General features: G+C 61.1%; 15 protein-coding genes. 10 read left to right on the plus strand and 5 right to left on the minus strand.

Annotated features, from left to right (window positions below):
- Positions 1–78 precede the first annotated feature (78 nt).
- The 6 genes from paaA to ACFTSA_RS01270 are packed head-to-tail and all read left to right on the plus strand — an operon-like array spanning position 79 to position 4,993.
- A complete protein-coding gene (paaA, locus tag ACFTSA_RS01245) occupies positions 79–1,107 on the plus strand; it encodes a 1,2-phenylacetyl-CoA epoxidase subunit PaaA (protein ID WP_377948886.1) in 1,029 nt (342 codons plus the stop codon).
- The gene (paaB, locus tag ACFTSA_RS01250; protein WP_377948887.1) at positions 1,104–1,493 is read left to right on the plus strand and encodes a 1,2-phenylacetyl-CoA epoxidase subunit PaaB; all 390 of its coding nucleotides are present in this window, start codon (positions 1,104–1,106) and stop codon (positions 1,491–1,493) included. Before paaA ends, paaB begins: the two co-directional genes overlap by 4 nt.
- Positions 1,490–2,404, plus strand: a complete 915-nt coding sequence (paaC, locus tag ACFTSA_RS01255; RefSeq protein WP_377948890.1) for a 1,2-phenylacetyl-CoA epoxidase subunit PaaC — start codon at positions 1,490–1,492, stop codon at positions 2,402–2,404. Before paaB ends, paaC begins: the two co-directional genes overlap by 4 nt.
- Positions 2,405–2,406: 2 nt before the next feature.
- Positions 2,407–2,943, plus strand: a complete 537-nt coding sequence (paaD, locus tag ACFTSA_RS01260) for a 1,2-phenylacetyl-CoA epoxidase subunit PaaD (RefSeq protein WP_377949802.1) — start codon at positions 2,407–2,409, stop codon at positions 2,941–2,943.
- Positions 2,944–2,954: 11 nt separating this feature from the next.
- Complete coding sequence (gene paaE / locus ACFTSA_RS01265; RefSeq protein ID WP_377948891.1) at positions 2,955–4,181, plus strand: 1,2-phenylacetyl-CoA epoxidase subunit PaaE; 1,227 nt, start codon at positions 2,955–2,957, stop codon at positions 4,179–4,181.
- Between the two features lie 32 nt (positions 4,182–4,213).
- A complete protein-coding gene (locus ACFTSA_RS01270) occupies positions 4,214–4,993 on the plus strand; it encodes an enoyl-CoA hydratase/isomerase family protein (protein WP_377948894.1) in 780 nt (259 codons plus the stop codon).
- On the opposite strand, the gene ACFTSA_RS01275 is transcribed toward ACFTSA_RS01270, so the two are convergent.
- Positions 4,990–5,469, minus strand: a complete 480-nt coding sequence (locus tag ACFTSA_RS01275; RefSeq protein ID WP_377948895.1) for a VanZ family protein — start codon at positions 5,467–5,469, stop codon at positions 4,990–4,992. The two genes, ACFTSA_RS01270 and ACFTSA_RS01275, sit on opposite strands and share 4 nt — an antisense overlap.
- A gap of 87 nt (positions 5,470–5,556) precedes the next feature.
- On the opposite strand from ACFTSA_RS01275, the gene galU reads away from it, so the two are divergent.
- Positions 5,557–6,447: a UTP--glucose-1-phosphate uridylyltransferase GalU gene (gene galU, locus ACFTSA_RS01280; RefSeq protein ID WP_377948897.1), complete on the plus strand. Its 891-nt coding sequence runs from the start codon at positions 5,557–5,559 to the stop codon at positions 6,445–6,447.
- A gap of 142 nt (positions 6,448–6,589) precedes the next feature.
- Here the strand turns inward: galU and ACFTSA_RS01285 are convergent, their stop codons facing one another.
- From ACFTSA_RS01285 to ACFTSA_RS01300, 4 genes are all read right to left on the minus strand, one after another.
- Complete coding sequence (locus ACFTSA_RS01285) at positions 6,590–7,219, minus strand: LPXTG cell wall anchor domain-containing protein (protein WP_377948899.1); 630 nt, start codon at positions 7,217–7,219, stop codon at positions 6,590–6,592.
- A 169-nt stretch (positions 7,220–7,388) separates the two neighbouring features.
- The gene (locus ACFTSA_RS01290) at positions 7,389–8,594 is read right to left on the minus strand and encodes a DUF4012 domain-containing protein (RefSeq protein WP_377949803.1); all 1,206 of its coding nucleotides are present in this window, start codon (positions 8,592–8,594) and stop codon (positions 7,389–7,391) included.
- A gap of 702 nt (positions 8,595–9,296) precedes the next feature.
- Positions 9,297–10,928 (minus strand): sugar transferase, encoded by a 1,632-nt coding sequence (locus ACFTSA_RS01295; protein ID WP_377948902.1) that lies wholly within the window; start codon positions 10,926–10,928, stop codon positions 9,297–9,299.
- Between the two features lie 65 nt (positions 10,929–10,993).
- A protein-coding gene (locus tag ACFTSA_RS01300) for an IS5 family transposase (RefSeq protein ID WP_377949804.1) occupies positions 10,994–11,891 on the minus strand; the annotation gives its coding sequence in 2 pieces (ribosomal slippage) (positions 10,994–11,539 and positions 11,541–11,891; 897 coding nt in all).
- A gap of 191 nt (positions 11,892–12,082) precedes the next feature.
- Between ACFTSA_RS01300 and ACFTSA_RS01305 the strand changes: the two genes are divergently transcribed.
- The 3 genes from ACFTSA_RS01305 (at position 12,083) to ACFTSA_RS01315 (ending at position 16,232) form a co-directional block, all read left to right on the plus strand.
- Positions 12,083–13,201 (plus strand): glycosyltransferase, encoded by a 1,119-nt coding sequence (locus ACFTSA_RS01305; RefSeq protein ID WP_377948904.1) that lies wholly within the window; start codon positions 12,083–12,085, stop codon positions 13,199–13,201.
- Positions 13,198–14,394, plus strand: coding sequence for a glycosyltransferase family 4 protein (locus tag ACFTSA_RS01310; RefSeq protein WP_377948906.1), 1,197 nt, complete (start codon positions 13,198–13,200; stop codon positions 14,392–14,394). Before ACFTSA_RS01305 ends, ACFTSA_RS01310 begins: the two co-directional genes overlap by 4 nt.
- A gap of 470 nt (positions 14,395–14,864) precedes the next feature.
- Entirely contained in the window at positions 14,865–16,232 is a 1,368-nt protein-coding gene (locus ACFTSA_RS01315) for an O-antigen ligase family protein (RefSeq protein ID WP_377948907.1), read from the plus strand.
- The last annotated feature ends 314 nt before the right edge of the window (positions 16,233–16,546 follow it).

Consider the following 16,546-nt stretch of genomic DNA (forward strand, 5'->3'; position numbering starts at 1 on the left):
TCCTGAACGAACGGTCGGTAAATAATCTTTCCGGTACGGACAGAGGTCCGGTACGGACGTGAATGCATAGGAGCAACCATGGCAGCGCAGAACCTGCAGTCAGTGCCTGACCAGCCGGCAGCCCCCCAGGAAGCCACTAGGGAACAAGTCCTGGAGGCCGAAGGCCAGGCGTATTTTGACCGCGTGATCGCCGACGACTCGCGCATTGAACCCAAAGACTGGATGCCGGCCGCCTACCGCAAGACCCTCCTGCGCCAGATCTCGCAGCACGCGCACTCGGAGATCATCGGCATGCAGCCGGAGGCCAACTGGATCAGCCGCGCCCCCAGCCTGAAGCGCAAGGCCATCCTCATGGCCAAGGTGCAGGACGAGGCCGGCCACGGGCTCTACCTCTACTCGGCCGCCGAAACCCTTGGCCAGACGAGGGACCAGATGATGGACGACCTCATCGCCGGCAAGGCCCGCTACTCCTCGATCTTCAACTACCCGGCCCTGACCTGGGCGGACATGGGCGCCATCGGCTGGCTCGTCGACGGCGCCGCGATCTGCAACCAGGTGCCGCTGTGCCGTGCCTCGTACGGTCCGTACGGCCGGGCCATGGTGCGCATCTGCAAGGAGGAGTCCTTCCACCAGCGCCAGGGCTTCGAGATCCTGCTGGAACTCTCCAACGGAACGCCCGCACAGAAGCAGATGGCCCAGGACGCCGTGACCCGCTGGTACGCCCCGGCCCTGATGATGTTCGGCCCGCCGGACGACGATTCGCCCAACTCCAAGCAGTCCATGGCCTGGAACATCAAGCGCTTCAGCAACGATGAGCTGCGCTCGCGGTTCGTCGGCATGATGGTGGAGCAGGTCAGGGTCCTGGGCCTCACGCTCCCTGACAGCGAGGTCCGCTTCAACGAGGACACCAAGAAGTGGGAGCACGGCCCGCTGGACTGGAACGAATTCAAGGAAGTCCTGGCAGGACGCGGCCCCTGCAACTCGCAGCGGCTTGAGCGCCGCCGGGAAGCGCACGACGACGGCGCCTGGGTCCGCGAGGCAGCCTCTGCTTACGCAGAAAAACAGATGGCGAAACAGGTTAACAAGCAGAAGGAATACGCAGCATGACACCCCATGGCAACCCGGAAGTACCGGCCAGCTCCGGCGGAGCAGTAGAAAGCTCGGCTGCCAAGGTGCCTGTGGCCGATGCACAGGCCAGCGAGACGCCGCACCGCAGCGTCTGGCCGCTCTGGGAGGTCTTTGTCCGGTCCAGCCGCGGGCTCTCCCACGTGCACGCCGGCAGCCTGCACGCGCCGGACGCCGCCATGGCCCTGCGCAACGCCCGCGACCTGTACACCCGCCGCAACGAGGGCGTGTCCATCTGGGTGGTCCCGGCGGACGCCATTGCCTCGAGCGACCCGGACGCCAAGGGCTCGTTCTTCGAGTCGCCGCAGGGCAAGGACTACCGGCACGCCACGTACTACACCAAGAGCGAGGGAGTGAAGCACCTGTGACGGCTCCCGAGACCCAGGAAACAACAGGCCACGGCGACATCTCTGTCGGCGTCGCCGGCGCAGGCGCCTCGGGCGATGGAAGCGCCAGCGCCACCCGCATCACCCCGGGCAACGCGCTTCGCCCGGAGGACATCGCGCTCGAGGTCCGCACCGGCCTGGCCAAGCCCACCGAGGACGTGGCCGAGTACGCGCTGCGCCTGGGCGACGACGCCCTGATCCTCGCCCAGCGTCTGGGCCACTGGATCTCCCGCGCCCCCGAGCTGGAGGAGGACGTGGCCCTGGGCAACATCGCCCTGGACCAGCTGGGCCACGCCCGCAGCTTCCTCAGCTACGCCGGCGGCGCCTGGGACAAGTCCGAGGACGACCTCGCCTACTTCCGCCGCGAGCACGAGTTCCGCTCCGCGCACCTGTTCGAGCAGCCCAACGGGGACTTCGCGGTCACCATCGCCCGGCAGTTCGTGGTGAGCTACTACCAGTTCGAGCTGTACCGCCGGCTCACCGAATCCACGGACGCCACCATCGCCGCCATCGCGGCCAAGGCCGTGAAGGAAGTGGACTACCACCGCGACCACAGCGCCCAGTGGGTCCTCCGTCTCGCGCAAGGCACGGACGAGTCCCGCCGCCGCATGATCAACGGCCTCAAGCTGATCTGGCCGTATGTGGGGGAGCTCTTCGTGGATGACGAGCTGACTACGCGCCTGGCTGAAGCCGGCGCCGCCGTCGAGCCTTCCAGCCTGCGGGCTGACTTTGACCGCCTCACCGGCGAGGTCCTCAAGGAGGCCGAGCTGGAGGTGCCGGACGTCCCGGCAGCGCCGGGCGGCGGCCGCCGCGGCCGGCACTCCGAACACCTGGGCTACGTCCTGGCCGAGATGCAGGTGCTGGCCCGGGAGCATCCCGGAGCGGGCTGGTGACCATGTACGTCGCCGACTTCGAGGCCCGGACGGCGGAGACCGCCGAGCAGAAGGCGTGGGCCGTCGCCGCCACGGTGTGCGATCCCGAGATCCCGGTGCTCACCATCGAGGACCTGGGCATCCTGCGCAGTGTGAACCTGTTCGACGACGGCGGGCCGGTGCCCGCCGTCCAGGTCACCATCACGCCCACGTACTCGGGCTGCCCGGCGATGGACGCCATCCGCGACGACCTCAAAAAGGCCTTCCACAAGGAGGGCTACCCCAGCGTGCACGTGGAACTGGTCCTCGCGCCGGCGTGGACCACGGACTGGATGACCGAGTCCGGCAAGGCCAAGCTGCGCGAGTACGGCATCGCCCCTCCCACCGGCCGCGCGGCCCTGGGCCACAACGGACCGGTCAGGCTGAGCCTGGCCGTGAAGTGCCCGCAGTGCTCGTCGCTGAACACCAAGGAACTCACCCGCTTTGGTTCCACCTCCTGCAAGGCGCTGTACGTATGCCAGGACTGCAAGGAACCGTTCGACTACTTCAAAGTCCTGTAAGGAAAAAGCCCATGCCCGTTGTCCGCCAGACCGCAGCCGAATCGGCGCAGGCCACCGGCCGCCGTCGTCCGTCCTTTCATTCCCTCACCGTGGCCGAGGTGCGCCGGCTGACGGAGGACGCCATTGAGGTGACCTTCGCAGTGCCGGCGGAGCTGGCCGGGCAGTTCGACTACCTGCCGGGCCAGTACGTGGCTCTGCGCACCACGCTCCCGGATGAGACCGGCGAGCCGAAGGAGATCCGCCGCAGCTACTCCATCTGCGCCGAGCCGCGCAGCTTCGCGGATGGCAGCAGCGAGATCCGTGTGGCCGTGAAGAAGGACCTGGGAGGGTTGTTCTCCACGTGGGCCAATGCCGAGCTGAAGGCCGGGGACACCCTGGACGTGATGAGCCCCATGGGCGCGTTCGTGTCCAAGCACGGCCGGGACGGGCAGGCGGTGGAGCAGAACGTCATGAATTCCATGAACCACCCGGAGGACTTGGCGGGGGAGCCGGGGAACTTCGTGGCGATCGCCGCTGGCTCGGGCATCACGCCGGTGATCGCGATCGCCCGGACGCTGCTGGCCGCCAACCCGGACACCCGGTTTGACCTGATCTACGCCAACAAGGCCGCCATGGACGTGATGTTCCTGGAGGAGCTCGCGGACCTGAAGGACAAGTACCCGCAGCGCCTGGCGCTGCACCACGTGCTGTCCCGCGAGCAGCGGATCGCGCCGCTGCTGAGCGGCCGGATCGACGCCGAGAAGCTGCAGAAGCTGCTGGGCACCGCCATCCACGCGGACGACGTGGACGAGTGGTTCCTGTGCGGGCCGTTCGAGCTGGTGCAGCTGTGCCGGGACACCCTGGCCGAGCGCGGCGTGAAGCCGGAGCACGTCAGGTTCGAGCTGTTCACCTCCGGCAAGCCGGACCGGCCCGAGGGCAACGCCGGACGGCCCGTCATTGAGGACGAGTCCCAGGAGACGTACAAGATCACGTTCAAGCTGGACGGCCTGCAGGGCGACGTCGCCAGCCCCACGCACGCCCGCGAGTCCATCCTCAACGCCGCGCTGCGGGTCCGCCCGGACGTGCCGTTCGCGTGCGCCGGGGGAGTGTGCGGCACCTGCCGCGCCAAGGTGGTCACCGGCACCGTGACCATGGACGAAAACTACGCGCTGGAGCAGGATGAGCTGGACAAGGGCTACGTCCTGACCTGCCAGTCGCACCCCACCAGCAAGGAAGTCACCGTCGACTTTGACGTCTAAGTCTTTCCCGGCCTCAACTCTTAGGAGCCTCCATGATCTCCCTCTCCATTGCCGACGGCGTCGCCGAGGTCGTCCTCAACGCGCCGCACAAGCTGAACTCGCTGGACGAACAGGCGCTGGCGGAGCTGTCTAAGGCGTACGACGACGCCGCTGCCGCCGCCTCCCGCGGTGAGGTGCGGGCGCTGCTGCTGAGGGGAGAGGGACGCGCCTTCTGCGCGGGCCGGGACATCGCCGGCGTCACGCCGGAGAACGACGACGCCGGAGCGTACCTGGGCGGGCTGGTCCAGCCGCTGCTGCAGAAGATGAGTTCCTTCCCGGCACCCACCTTCGCGGCGGCGCAGGGGGCCTGCCTCGGGGTGGGGCTCGGGCTGCTGCTGGCCACGGACGTGGTGTACGTGGCGGAGAACGCAAAGTTCGGCTCGCCGTTCGCCAAGCTGGGGGCCACGCTGGACTCGGGCGGGCACTGGTACTTCACCGAGCGGCTCGGGATGCACCGCACGCTGGACCTGATTTACACGGCGGAGCTGATCTCAGGCGCCGAAGCCGTGGCCCAGGGGATGTTCAGCCGGGCTCTGCCTGCGGACGAGTTGCTGGACACCACCCGTTCCATCGTGGCGAAGGTGGCCACCGGTGCGACGGGTGCCTTCAAGGCCAGCAAGGAACTGGTGGCGCACATCCGCGACCAGCGCCTGGGCCTGTGGGCGTCCATGCAGGAGGAGAACGCCGAGCAGGCGCGGCTGTGCAAGAGCGAGGACTACGCGGAGGGCTTCAAGGCGTTCCAGGAGAAGCGGGAGCCAGAATTCAAGGGCTAACCGATCTTCGGAGGCCGGGCTGGTTTACGTGGCAGCCCTGGTTGAGCCTGTCGAAACCACTCCTCCACCATGCCCAGCACCCAGACCCCCAGCATCGCCCCGGCCGAATTGGCCACGATGTCCATCGCGCTGGGAAACCGGTCGTGCAGAAACAGCTTCTGCCCCAGCTCGATGCAACACGAAGCCAAGAAAGCGCTCAGCACGATTCGTCCGCGATGGAAGGCCGGGAAGGCTAGAGCTGCGAGCATGCCAATCGGTGTGAACATCAGGATGTTGGACGCGAATTCCACGAAGCTGTAGTTGATCAGTTCGGGAACTCCCGAGTGGTGAAGGGCAAACAGCACCGCCTGCAGCCGCCCGGCCACAGGACGGTCAACCGGGGTCGGCCAGAATGCCACGAACGCCAGGGCTGACAGATACAGGACCAGCAGGGCACGCGCATGTCCCGCGACGTCGGCCCGGCTCCATTTCCCCATACGGAAAACGCTACGGGAGCCCCTTCCCATCCCGAAATCTGGTCCTGGAAATTTCTCTTTCCGCAAGTCAATTTGTAAGGTTCGATCATGACCATGGGGAAATCAGTACGTAAAGCAGTTATTCCGGCGGCCGGACTGGGCACACGCTTCCTGCCCGCCACCAAGGCGATGCCGAAGGAGATGCTGCCGGTGGTGGATGCGCCGGCCATTCAGTACGTGGTGGAGGAGGCCGTGAACGCCGGCCTGGACGACGTCCTGATGATCACCGGCCGCAGCAAGCGGGCGCTGGAGGACCATTTTGATAGTGCGCCTGCTTTGGAGCGCACACTCGAACTCAAGGGCGATCAGGCGCGCCTGGATTCCGTGCAGCACGCGTCGGGCCTGGGGCCCATCCACTACGTCCGGCAGGGCGAGCCCAAGGGACTTGGACACGCGGTGCTGTGCGGCCGCCAGCACGTCGGTGACGAGCCTTTCGCCGTTCTGCTGGGCGATGACCTCATCGACGAGCGGGACGAGCTCCTGACCACCATGATCGAGGTCCAGGCCAAGACAGGTGGCTCCGTGATTGCCCTCATCGAGGTGGAGCCGTCCCAGATCAGTGCCTACGGCTGCGCGGACATCACGCCGATTGACGGCGAAGGCTACGTCCGGGTGAACAGCCTGGTGGAGAAGCCGTCTGTGGGCGAGGCACCGTCAAACCTGGCTGTTATCGGCCGCTACGTGCTGCACCCGGCCGTGTTCGATGTCCTTGAGAAGACCGAGCCCGGCCGCGGCGGTGAGATCCAGCTTACCGATGCTCTTCAGACCCTCGCTGCGGCTGAGGGGGAGGGGGCCGGCGTTTACGGTGTTGTCTTCCGGGGTCGCCGTTACGATACGGGGGACAAGCTCAGCTACTTGAAGGCTGTCATCACCTTAGCTTCCGAGCGTGCCGAATTCGGTGAAGACCTGAAGAGCTGGATGAAGGAATTCAACGGGTAGCCCTGCTGCAAGCCAAGACAGGAAAGGCCCCTACCTCGGTCGGGGCCTTTCACGTCTGCTCTCGTCCTTCAGAAAACAAGAAAGCGGGCTAGATCCGGATCTCCGGACCTGGCCCGCTTCATTGAAGCGTGGTGCTTAGTGCTTAGGCAGATGCCTCGGCGTTGGCACGGCGGCGAACGACGACCACCGAAGCGGCGCCGGCGGCGAGTGCACCTGCACCAACGAGGGACCACAGCACCAGGCTGGAGTCAGCACCCGTGTTGGCAAGGCCGTTACCGCCGGTGTTAGCCAGACCAGCGCCGTTGCCGCCGGTGTTGGAGAGGCCGGTTCCGGTGCCCGTGCCTGCAGCTTCGGCAACTGTGACGCTCTGTGAGACCGTCTTACCCGAAGTGGCGCCCACTGCGGTCAGTGTGTAGGTGCCCGGCTCGCTGAGGCTCAGCGGGAAGGCGAACGAGCCGTCAGCAGCAGCTGTCGTTGTGAATGTCTGCGGAGCAGCCAGCACATTGATCTTGGACGGAACCGACATTGCAGCACCACCCGAGAAGCCGCCACCCAGAGCCTGAGGAGTGCTGGTGATCGTAACGGTGATGGTGACGAGTTCGCCAGCCAGGAATCCGGTTCCCGAGAAGGTGAACACTTCACCCGGCGTAACGGTGCCGTCGGAGACGGTTCCCGTTCCCGTTCCCGGCGCCGGGTAAGTGGCTAGTGCCGGTGCAGCACCGGCAAGTGCGATGGTTCCTGCAAGCGCGAGCGCAGCAATAGACTTCTTCATTTGTCCCCCCTGAGACCTTTTCAACACGGATGTCACATAATTGTGGAGATTCCCCATCCCCATGTGACCGTGGGGCGAATCTCGTGGTGTTACCCAAGGAGAGATTAGCACCCTCTGAGCTATGTCTCCAAAGTGAATCCAAACACTTTACATACTGTTAATGAGCTGGCTACGAGGAGGGAGCGCATGTCGCCGACTTAGTGTCCAAGACGACGTCACTGAGCTTTTGTACCGTTGGAGTCACGGCCACCACAGGGTCTGTATGCTGCACTATCTTGCCAAACGTAAATTCAACGGTTTTGCTCTGACCTGGAGCTAGACGGACTGTGATGGTACCCACCGGGCGCCCGGCGTGGCGCTGCGAGGCGAAGCCAATCTTTTGGCCCGCCACCGAGGTCGATTCCACGTTCGATTGCACCGGACCGTACGCGGTGATATTGGTCTGCACGCTGCCGGCGGGGACACCGAATACACCCCCTCCTGTCACGTATTCAGGCAAGGAGGTGGCAGCATCTATGGGAGCCGTGTTTGTACTAGTTACTCGAACCCTTATCTCGCCGTAGCCACCTGCCGGACACTCCTCGACAAGCTGCACGGTTCGATGGACGTAATAATCCATTTTGGCGCCGGTGCCGTCGTTAAAATACACGCCGAATTGTGCGGGCGAGATGCTGGCGCCAACGATTGAGCCGCTCAACGGATACTTCGCAATGACCGCTTGTTCCGCTGACTTGCCAGACCAAACCAGCACGCGGCCTTCTTCTGTTCCACGAGCGATGCCTTCGGTGAGAGCTTTGGCATTGCCTGCTCCGCTAGACAGGGTCGCGAAGATTTCTTTTGCGACGCCAGCAAAGTAGGCGTCTTGTAGCCGTGGTTGGTCAATTTTTGCGTACACATCCGAAAGGAGCGTTCGCACGACGTTCTTGCCGGTTAGCTCGGTTGGCAACCCACCGCTGGCCAAGTCAGTACTACCTAATTTCACCGAGCCCGTTGCATCAAGAATGTATCCCAGGGCCACCGGGTCCACTGAGATCACGCCGTCAACGCGCTTTCCGGTCTTTCTCTCCCACATCAGTTGGGCTGTGCTTGCTGTCGTGGGGAAATCAGGGGTCAGATTGACGTCCTGCATAAATTTACCGAGTCGACCAGAGTAGATCTGCTGCTGTTCAACGTCCACGGGCAACACGGGGGACATTACGCCAATGTCCCCAGCGGTGCTTTGCGTGCCTAGCGTTAGCCTGCCCTCGTCCAGAGTAAGTTCCGCAAGCGCTCCGGGAATACCGCCGGACGCGCGGACTTCCGCGTTGTTCTGGATCATGAGCAAGTAACTGCGGGGTCCTTCGGCCCCGAGCATCTCCGGTGCGACCTGTGACATGTCGGCTGCGGCATCTAGCGCTCCCGTCACGGTATGCAGTTGCTCGCGAACTTGTGTTAACGGCCCAGAAATCTGAGGCAGCAGTGCGTTGGAGTCGATTCTCTCTAGTCGCTCTGAAGATTCGCGAACTGCGTGAGCCGCTGCCGTGACGCTAGGGGACGCTTTGCGGAGTGGAGTCAAATTCGACCCGGCATCGTTTGGCAGCAGACTGTCCCACTTGAGAGAACTGAATACCTTGACCAAAGGCGCCACGCCCAAGTTTGAGACATCGTCAGCTGATCGCGCAATCTCAGCGACGGCGCTGAAGTTTGCACCGAGGCCTGGTATCGCTGCCGCCAGTGTCCACAACGGGTCTCCGGCGGCCTCGCGTGCGGCGGCCGTGTGTGAGCGAAGCTTTTCCGCGGACGCGCTTGCCTCTTGGGGCTTATTGCCGGCAATGCTAGCTTTTATGGCCGGAACCAGTTGACTTGCGGATTCGAGGTCGGCCCGGATTGAGGATGCTCGAAAGGCAAGCCATCCGGCACAAGCGGTGGCCGTCAGTGCAAGGGCAGCCACCCAAATGCACGCTAGCAGGCGACGCCGACGGACTCTTCGTTTGGCCGATAAGCCGCCGGACCGATTGCTGTTGTCCGATTTGCTAGGTTCAATCATGAAGCGGCTCTTTCTTTAGCCCATTTGGGACAATGAAACCTTCTACGTTTTTTAATATGCGCCTGTGCTGTGGAAGACGGCGCGGGCAGTCTTCAGGAGGATAACGACGTCGCCGGCCAGCGACCAATTTTCCACGTAGTAAAGATCGAGCCTCACGGAGTCCTGCCACGACAGATTGGATCGACCGCTGACCTGCCAAAGTCCGGTTAGTCCTGGTTTGACCAATAGTCTTCGCCTCACGTCCTTTTCGTATGCTTCAACCTCTCGTGGGAGAGGCGGGCGGGGACCGACGAGACTCATCGAACCGCCAAGGATGTTGAATAACTGCGGCAGCTCGTCAAGGCTGTACTTTCTCAAGAATTTTCCAATTGGAGTGATTCGAGGATCGTTCTTGATCTTGAATAGGACGCCGCTGCCTTCGTTTCGGTCCTCCAGCTCGATTAGGCGTTGCTCAGCGTCCACCACCATCGATCGGAACTTGAGCATCTTGAAATGTGCGCCTTCGATGCCCACGCGTTCTTGTCGGAATAGGATGGGCCCGCGTCCTTCCAGCTTGATTGTCAGTGCGATGACGACCATTACTGGCGCGGCTAGCGCTAGCAAGACGGCGGAAGCGGCAATATCGAAGAGCCGCTTTGCGACGCGCTGGCCCCCCTCAAGAGTTGGCGTGGTCACATGTATGAGCGGGAGTCCTGCGACCTGTTGAGTGTGGATGCGGGGACCTGCGATGTCAGTTAGGGCCGGCGCCATTATCAGACCGACATTGCGCGAAGCCAATGCCCATCCCAAGTGTCGAAGAGTCTGCGGGTGTAATTGAACTCCCGCCGAGACAGCCACCGCATCGGCGCCACATCGGTCTATGGCCTCCATTATGGTCTGTGTTTCTGGGGCATTGCCGAGCACTGGTAGACCAGACTCTGGCTCCGTTGTCTGTCTGTCATCCGCTCCCGGCATGTAAGCAGCGATGGGCAAGTACCCTGCATGTTTGGCTTCGATCAGCGTAGAGGCCAGGTGTGATACTGCGCTGGGCCCTCCCACCAACATCAGGCGTGACATGCTGGCGCCGCTCTGACGGTTGATGCTCAGATGTTGCCTCAGCAGCCAGCGTGCAAGTAGTAGACCGATCAACCCGACGGGCAGTGCAATCCCAACGTAGCCACGTGCAGTTTCAATCCGTAGTACATAGGAAAATATGGCAACAAGACCGAACAACCAGAGCGAGGCCGCGGCGACTCTCTTATATTCGTCACTGCCGGATCCAAGGATTCGGCTCTGCCGACTGTTCCAGGCCTCCAGCATTAGCCACCAGGCCACACACAGGGCACCAGAGAGCCACAAATAATTAGGTTCCTGCCCGGATGCATCAGGTGCAGGCTCCAAGCCGAACCTGATTACGTATGCGCCTGCAACCGCCCAGATCACTACGAAGGCATCTACAAACCGCAAAGTTCGTGAAGTGCGAACCCGCCAATCCACCACGGCGCTCACTCCGATGTCCCCCAAAAAAGTAGTAAATTCATGCAATGGGAGATCCCCGTGGATAGGATACCGCCGGTTGTGAGTTCGCCCGTAATGTGTCAGATTTCCAGCGCGAGCGTCCTCCAGGAGGACCATGCTGCGGAAAACAAGACTTTCACGGAAAAGGATCGTCCGCCAAGTAGCATGAACGTCGATGAGGGTCATCCAACGGCTAATGGACCCCGTTGACCAGCAGCGTCATGGCAGGACCGATTTTTGTGGCCAAGGGACTAGGGCGTGTCTCCTAAAGATGTCAGCCAGATGCTGATTGCCCGGAGAACGGCTCCGCCGCGGTAGGTGAGTGTGAGTTTGTCGTAGCGGGTTGCCAGGGCTCGCCAATGCTTGAAGATGTTGAAGTTGCGTTCGACGACGTTGCGACCTTTGTAGTCCTCCTTATCGAAGGCCGGCGGTCGGCCCCCGGCGGAGCCCCGGCGCTTTCGGTGACCGATCTGATCGGAAGGCTGCGGGATGACCGCCACAATGCCGCGATCGCGGAGGTGGGTCCGGATTGCCCGGGATGAGTAGGCCTTGTCGCCGCGGACTCGATCCGGGCGGGTTCGTGGCCTGCCCGGGCCGGGCCGAGTGATCTTCAATTGGTCCATCAGGTGGGTGAACATTGGCGCATCCCCGCCCTGCCCCGGAGCGACCAGCAGCACTAGTGGCCTGCCCTTACCGTCGACGAGGGCGTGAATCTTGGTGCTCAGTCCCCCGCGGGACCGCCCAATTGCATGGTCGTCTGGTGCAGCAAACAGATTCATGTAATTCGAGCGGGCCCCCTGTGGTGCGGGGAAGGTTGGTGCCGTGCTGGTGGGCGCGGTTCACCCTCGAGTCAACCGAAACAGACCAATCCAATTCACCGCGGGCATCCGCGACCGTGAGCAGTGCCGACAGGATGCTGTCCCAGGTTCCGTCACCGCTGTAGCGGCGGTGACGCTTCCAGATGGTCTGCCAAGGACCGAATTCGGCCGGCACATCCCGCCAGGCGATCCCGCACCGGTACCGGTAGATGATGCCCTCGACCACCCGGTGGTCGTCCCGGAAAGGACGACCCCGGCGCCCGGAAGAGGACGGCAGCAACGGCTGGATGCGGGCCCACTGCCCGTCAAAACAGAAGTACGAGACACCCATCAAGCATCGCGGCTAAGGAACCCAGGATTTAGGAGACACGCCGTAGCCCGAGGGGCGCTTAGTCCGCTGGTACGGACGATCCGCGCTTCTCGCGTCGTCTCGTAGCGGGGTTAAGGACTCCCAATCACGAATGATAATCTCTAGTCCGGCACTGTGTCGGGGCCTGAGGGTGTCAAATGATGGGGGTATACGTGAAGCGTTCTGTGGCGATCATCGGAACAAGGGGCTATCCGAGTTACTATGGCGGGTTTGAAACCGCAGTTCGCAAACTTGCTCCGTTTTTGGCTGAGAACAATTGGGATGTGACTGTGTATGGTCGGTCTGCGGAGCAGAGGGGCGATGAAGGTCGAGATCCTCGTGTCAATGTAGTCACAACCCGTGGAATTGAAAATAAATCCCTCAGCACCTTGTCTTACGGGCTGACGGCCTGCCTGCATGCCGCGTGGAAAAAGCCGGACGTAGCATTAGTAATGAATGTTGCTAATGGTTTCTGGCTTCCCCTACTTGCGATACGTGGGATACCGACCGTTGTGAACGTGGATGGAATCGAATGGGAGCGCGCGAAATGGGGACGAGTCGCAAAACTTGTCTTCCGTGTCGGCGCTAAGTTCACTGCAAAATTTGGAACGGTGCTCATCGCTGATTCGAAAGAAATTGCGCGTCGCTGGCACACCGAATTCGCTCGGTCATCACTGTTCATTCCGTACGGAGGGGACTCTGGACAGGAGCTTGGAACGGACTCCTTCTTACGTCGGAAATATATCCTTGCTGTGGCTCGTTTTGTCCCGGAGAACACCATCCCAGAATTTCTCCAGGCGGCCAAGGCCCTGTCTGCTGATTACGAGATTGTCATCGTAGGTTCCTCCGGATATGGAGGTCCGCTGGAAGATGAGGTCAAGGAACTGGTGGCCGCGAATTCCAACGTCCACTGGCTAGGTCACATCGCCGATGACCAACGACTGCTGGCGCTATGGAAGAACTGCGGCGCCTATTTTCACGGGCACAGCGTCGGGGGAACAAATCCAGCTTTGGTCCAAGCCATGGCAAATGGCGCTCCGGTTGTAGCCCGAGACACAGTGTACAACCGTGAGGTACTCAGCAACGAGGGCTCATTCTGCGAACCGCAACCACAGAGCATCGAAGCTGCAATACGGCAAGTCATGGAATCTTCCCTCGAACAGGATCGGCTAGAGCAGGTCTCGCTTCGACGAGTAGAAGAGGGCTACACATGGCAAGCAGTTTGTGCAGCTTACGACGAGGCTCTGAGCCAGCGGGTCTCGATTGGCAGGGAAGCTGAGGCGCCATTATGAGCCGTGATCGCGGGCATACCCGCGAAGGTGCTGAGGAGGCGATGATTCCTTTATGCCGAGAGTTGCCAGGCGGTATCGTCTTCATGCATTCGTCCAATGAGATGTACGGTGCTGACAAGATCCTTCTTGAGGTTTTGCGTAGCCTATCCGAAAAAGATCGAGCTCGATCCACGGTATGGCTTCCAAACGATTTGCCTGTTGAGCAAAATCGTCTGGGTGACGAGCTCGACGCAAGGGATATAGCCAACCAGGCTTTAACGTTGCCAGTGCTTCGGCGAAGGTATCTATCAGCTTCAGGCATTTTGCCTCTGCTCAGGAGGCTATGGAAAACCTTCCGTAATCTCAGAGAGCGTCGGCCCGGTGTTGTGTACTGCACCACTTCAGCCATGGTCTTATGCCTAGGTCTTGCGCGGGCAGCCGGAGTGCGGCGGGTTGTCCTCCATGTACAGGAAATATGGTCACCCCGTGAGGCGGTTATTCTCGGCTTGTTGGCCAGGGGGGCGCATCGCATTTTTTGTATATCCGCCGCCGCCAGAGACTCCTTACCCGCCCACCTGCGGTCGCGGGCTGAGGTTCTGCTAAACGCGCATCACGAGTCAGGGGCCGAGCTGCTTCCCATCTTAGATGACGGGGGACCACTGAGATTTGTGGTGGCCAGCCGATGGAATTCCTGGAAGGGGCACACTTCTCTGCTCGCTGCATGGAACGAAGACCCTTGCCCGGGGGAGTTGGTGATCTTGGGTGGTCCCCCGGCGATGGGTATCGGCGTCGATGTGCCGGAACTCGTCAGTGGCCTGAAACACCGTAATTGCGTTTCCGTCGTCGGCGAAGTTCAGGAAATTATTCCTCATATAGATGCTGCCGACTTTCTCATTCTGCCCTCAGAAAAACCCGAACCATTCGGGCTCGTCCTTTTAGAGGCATTTGCCAGAGGGCGGGCTGTCGTCGCAAGTGACGCAGGTGGCGTGTTGGATGTTGTGACCGACGGGACAGATGGCCGGCTTTATCCCATTGGCAATGCCGCTTATTTAGGGAAGGTATTGAGGTCAGTAGACAGAAAAATGGCACAGGAATTGGGAATTAACGCCCGGCGCACATACGAGGAGAGATTCTCGATTGATGCGTACCGCGAGCGATTCCAAGATCTCTGGAGATCATTACAAATGGACGTCGACGGGTGCGAACGCGTTTAAAGCTAAAAACTTCTGCTGTTATGACAGGGGCCTGAGATGCCTCGGAACGGTGGTGGACTCGGCGCTCTTGCGTGTCATGACACGTTCACGGACCTCGACTATTTGGCCCAGCGAGCGACGTGGCAAATTTCTTACTCGGCTGTTGACGCGGTCACTGTCCGTATCCAACACAGCGGTGGAATCAAAGTTAAAGCGGTGGAGATGATGGTTCACGGGGCCTGTCTAGGCCACTGACATGTCCGTCGTGGCTTTGACCAGAGCTCTTGGCCATACGTTGGCGGCGTCGATGACTTCATGAACGGACGGGCGGATGGCACGCTCGCGGCTCCACTTGAGGCTATGCAGGCAAAGTTTAGTAAACTGAGTTTCCGGAACAGCGTTCAGGAACTGCTTCGGCGTTCTGGCTTTTAGGCCTCGCCCGATCATCGGGACGTGGCTATTCGAATCTGGCCTCAAGCTCACATGTTGTCATGAAAGGCAAAACTGTGGTGACCGTCGCTCTCATCCTGCTCGCAATCGCCGGATTATACGTATTTCACACTTTCGCTGGAACTGTAAACACCATTATGGCGATTGCCATTTCCACGATGTGCTTCTTGCCGAAGGTACTGTACGGCTCGACGATCGCCGACATGACTCGTAGTGGAATTTCAGGATCCGAGCCGAGAATAATGACCTACACCGTAGGTATTGCTGTTATTGCGGCCATGGGCGCATTGCTAGCCCGGCAGTCTAGGGCTAACCGGCTGCTGTTTCCCTTCGTAGCTTTTTTGGTTTTCTGTTACAGCTTCGTTTGGGAACCAACTGGTGAGGTTCAAGCCGGAATGATTCACTTCCTGACTGCCGCAGCCGCATGGACCGCGGGGCTGTTTGCTTCGACCTGTATTAAAAGAGACGAGCGCTCGGGTCGGCAGTTCATCTATTGGATTTTGGCGGCTGTACTCGTTCAGCTCCTGATCTCACTACTGCAGTTTGCCGGTTTTCCCTTGTTTCCGACCAACACTGTCACTTCGGAGCTTGTAGGAAGTCGTGTCAACGGTTCGTTTGGCCATCCAACAACTTTGGGTAAGGTTCTCTTGCTGTTCCAGATGGTTAGCCTGCCATTCACCAGGTCTTCGGAAGCAGGGACGCGTCGGGTGGCGTGGCTATCCGTGGTTGCGTCTTTCCCGATGTTGGTCCTTTCAGGAGGCCGAGCGAACTTCTTTTCGGCAATCGTAATGGTCCTGCTTTGGACCCTTCTGCTGCCGAGGGGTCGGGCGCTGGCAAGCAAGATCGCAATTCCCCTGATCGTCGCCACCGTGGGTTTTGCATCGGCGGGCGTTTGGATCGCAAGGTTCGAGGAGGATCCAGAGGGGTCGACAAGACAGCATTTTAACGCGGTGGCGATGGCTCTCATCCCAGGAAACCCTATCGCCGGGACGGGACCCAATACGTATATAACAACGGCCGCACCGACGGATGCGCTGACCGCCCAAGGATGGCCTGTGCACAATTCCGTCCTTCTGGCTTCAGTTGAAATCGGTGTCCTGGGCGCTGCCTTGCTTTTCCTGCCGCTGCTTGTGGCGCTCTTTGTTGCTTGGCGCAGGCGGCGGGACGACACGCAAGCAGGCGACTTCGCGAGAGCCTATGTGGCGTCATCACCAGGCATCGCGCTCGTTGCCCTGACCGGTTGGGGCATGATGAGCGATGTCCTCGTACTGTGGCTTTTCCTTGCAGCATTCTCTTATCAACAGCAGTTAGATTTTCCGTTTCGTTCTGGGGCTACCCCGACGGCCGGTGGTTCGCTCTGGAGTCATAGGGATTCAACGGTATATTCAGGTGGCGCTTTTGGTCGATAGAGTGCGCAGGGTGACGCTTTGTCCATCTCTGCGCCACGGAATCGTTATGCGCTCGCTCACTGGGCCTACTCCGGACTTCTCAGCAGTGGTCGGTTTGCCTAGAAACGCGGGCCGTCGCGCCTAGGTATGGTTGAGATAGCTAGTTCAGAATGGGCGCGCGGCTGCCGACCGCGAGTACGTGACCGCGGCCTACTACAAATCCGGCGGGTCATCCGCAGCACCAACGCCATCGTATCCGTCAGCGCCGCAACCGGCGCGCGATCAGGGCACGCGTGTCAATGGCCAGTAGTTTCTGCCGACCGGCTGCCAGTTAA

The organism is Arthrobacter sp. NPDC057013 (genome assembly GCF_042674585.1).
Lineage (GTDB): Bacteria > Actinomycetota > Actinomycetes > Actinomycetales > Micrococcaceae > Arthrobacter.

Bases quoted from the DNA above. Each gene is read 5' to 3' on its own strand.
- paaA (WP_377948886.1), top strand. From the start codon at position 79: ATGGCAGCGCAGAACCTGCAGTCAGTGCCTGACCAGCCGGCAGCCCCC.
- paaB (WP_377948887.1), top strand. From the start codon at position 1,104: ATGACACCCCATGGCAACCCGGAAGTACCGGCCAGCTCCGGCGGAGCA.
- paaD (WP_377949802.1), top strand. From the start codon at position 2,407: ATGTACGTCGCCGACTTCGAGGCCCGGACGGCGGAGACCGCCGAGCAG.
- paaE (WP_377948891.1), top strand. From the start codon at position 2,955: ATGCCCGTTGTCCGCCAGACCGCAGCCGAATCGGCGCAGGCCACCGGC.
- ACFTSA_RS01270 (WP_377948894.1), top strand. From the start codon at position 4,214: ATGATCTCCCTCTCCATTGCCGACGGCGTCGCCGAGGTCGTCCTCAAC.
- ACFTSA_RS01275 (WP_377948895.1), bottom strand. From the start codon at position 5,469: ATGGGGAAATGGAGCCGGGCCGACGTCGCGGGACATGCGCGTGCCCTG.
- galU (WP_377948897.1), top strand. From the start codon at position 5,557: ATGACCATGGGGAAATCAGTACGTAAAGCAGTTATTCCGGCGGCCGGA.
- ACFTSA_RS01285 (WP_377948899.1), bottom strand. From the start codon at position 7,219: ATGAAGAAGTCTATTGCTGCGCTCGCGCTTGCAGGAACCATCGCACTT.
- ACFTSA_RS01290 (WP_377949803.1), bottom strand. From the start codon at position 8,594: ATGTCACAGGTCGCACCGGAGATGCTCGGGGCCGAAGGACCCCGCAGT.
- ACFTSA_RS01295 (WP_377948902.1), bottom strand. From the start codon at position 10,928: ATGACCCTCATCGACGTTCATGCTACTTGGCGGACGATCCTTTTCCGT.
- ACFTSA_RS01310 (WP_377948906.1), top strand. From the start codon at position 13,198: ATGAGCCGTGATCGCGGGCATACCCGCGAAGGTGCTGAGGAGGCGATG.
- ACFTSA_RS01315 (WP_377948907.1), top strand. From the start codon at position 14,865: ATGAAAGGCAAAACTGTGGTGACCGTCGCTCTCATCCTGCTCGCAATC.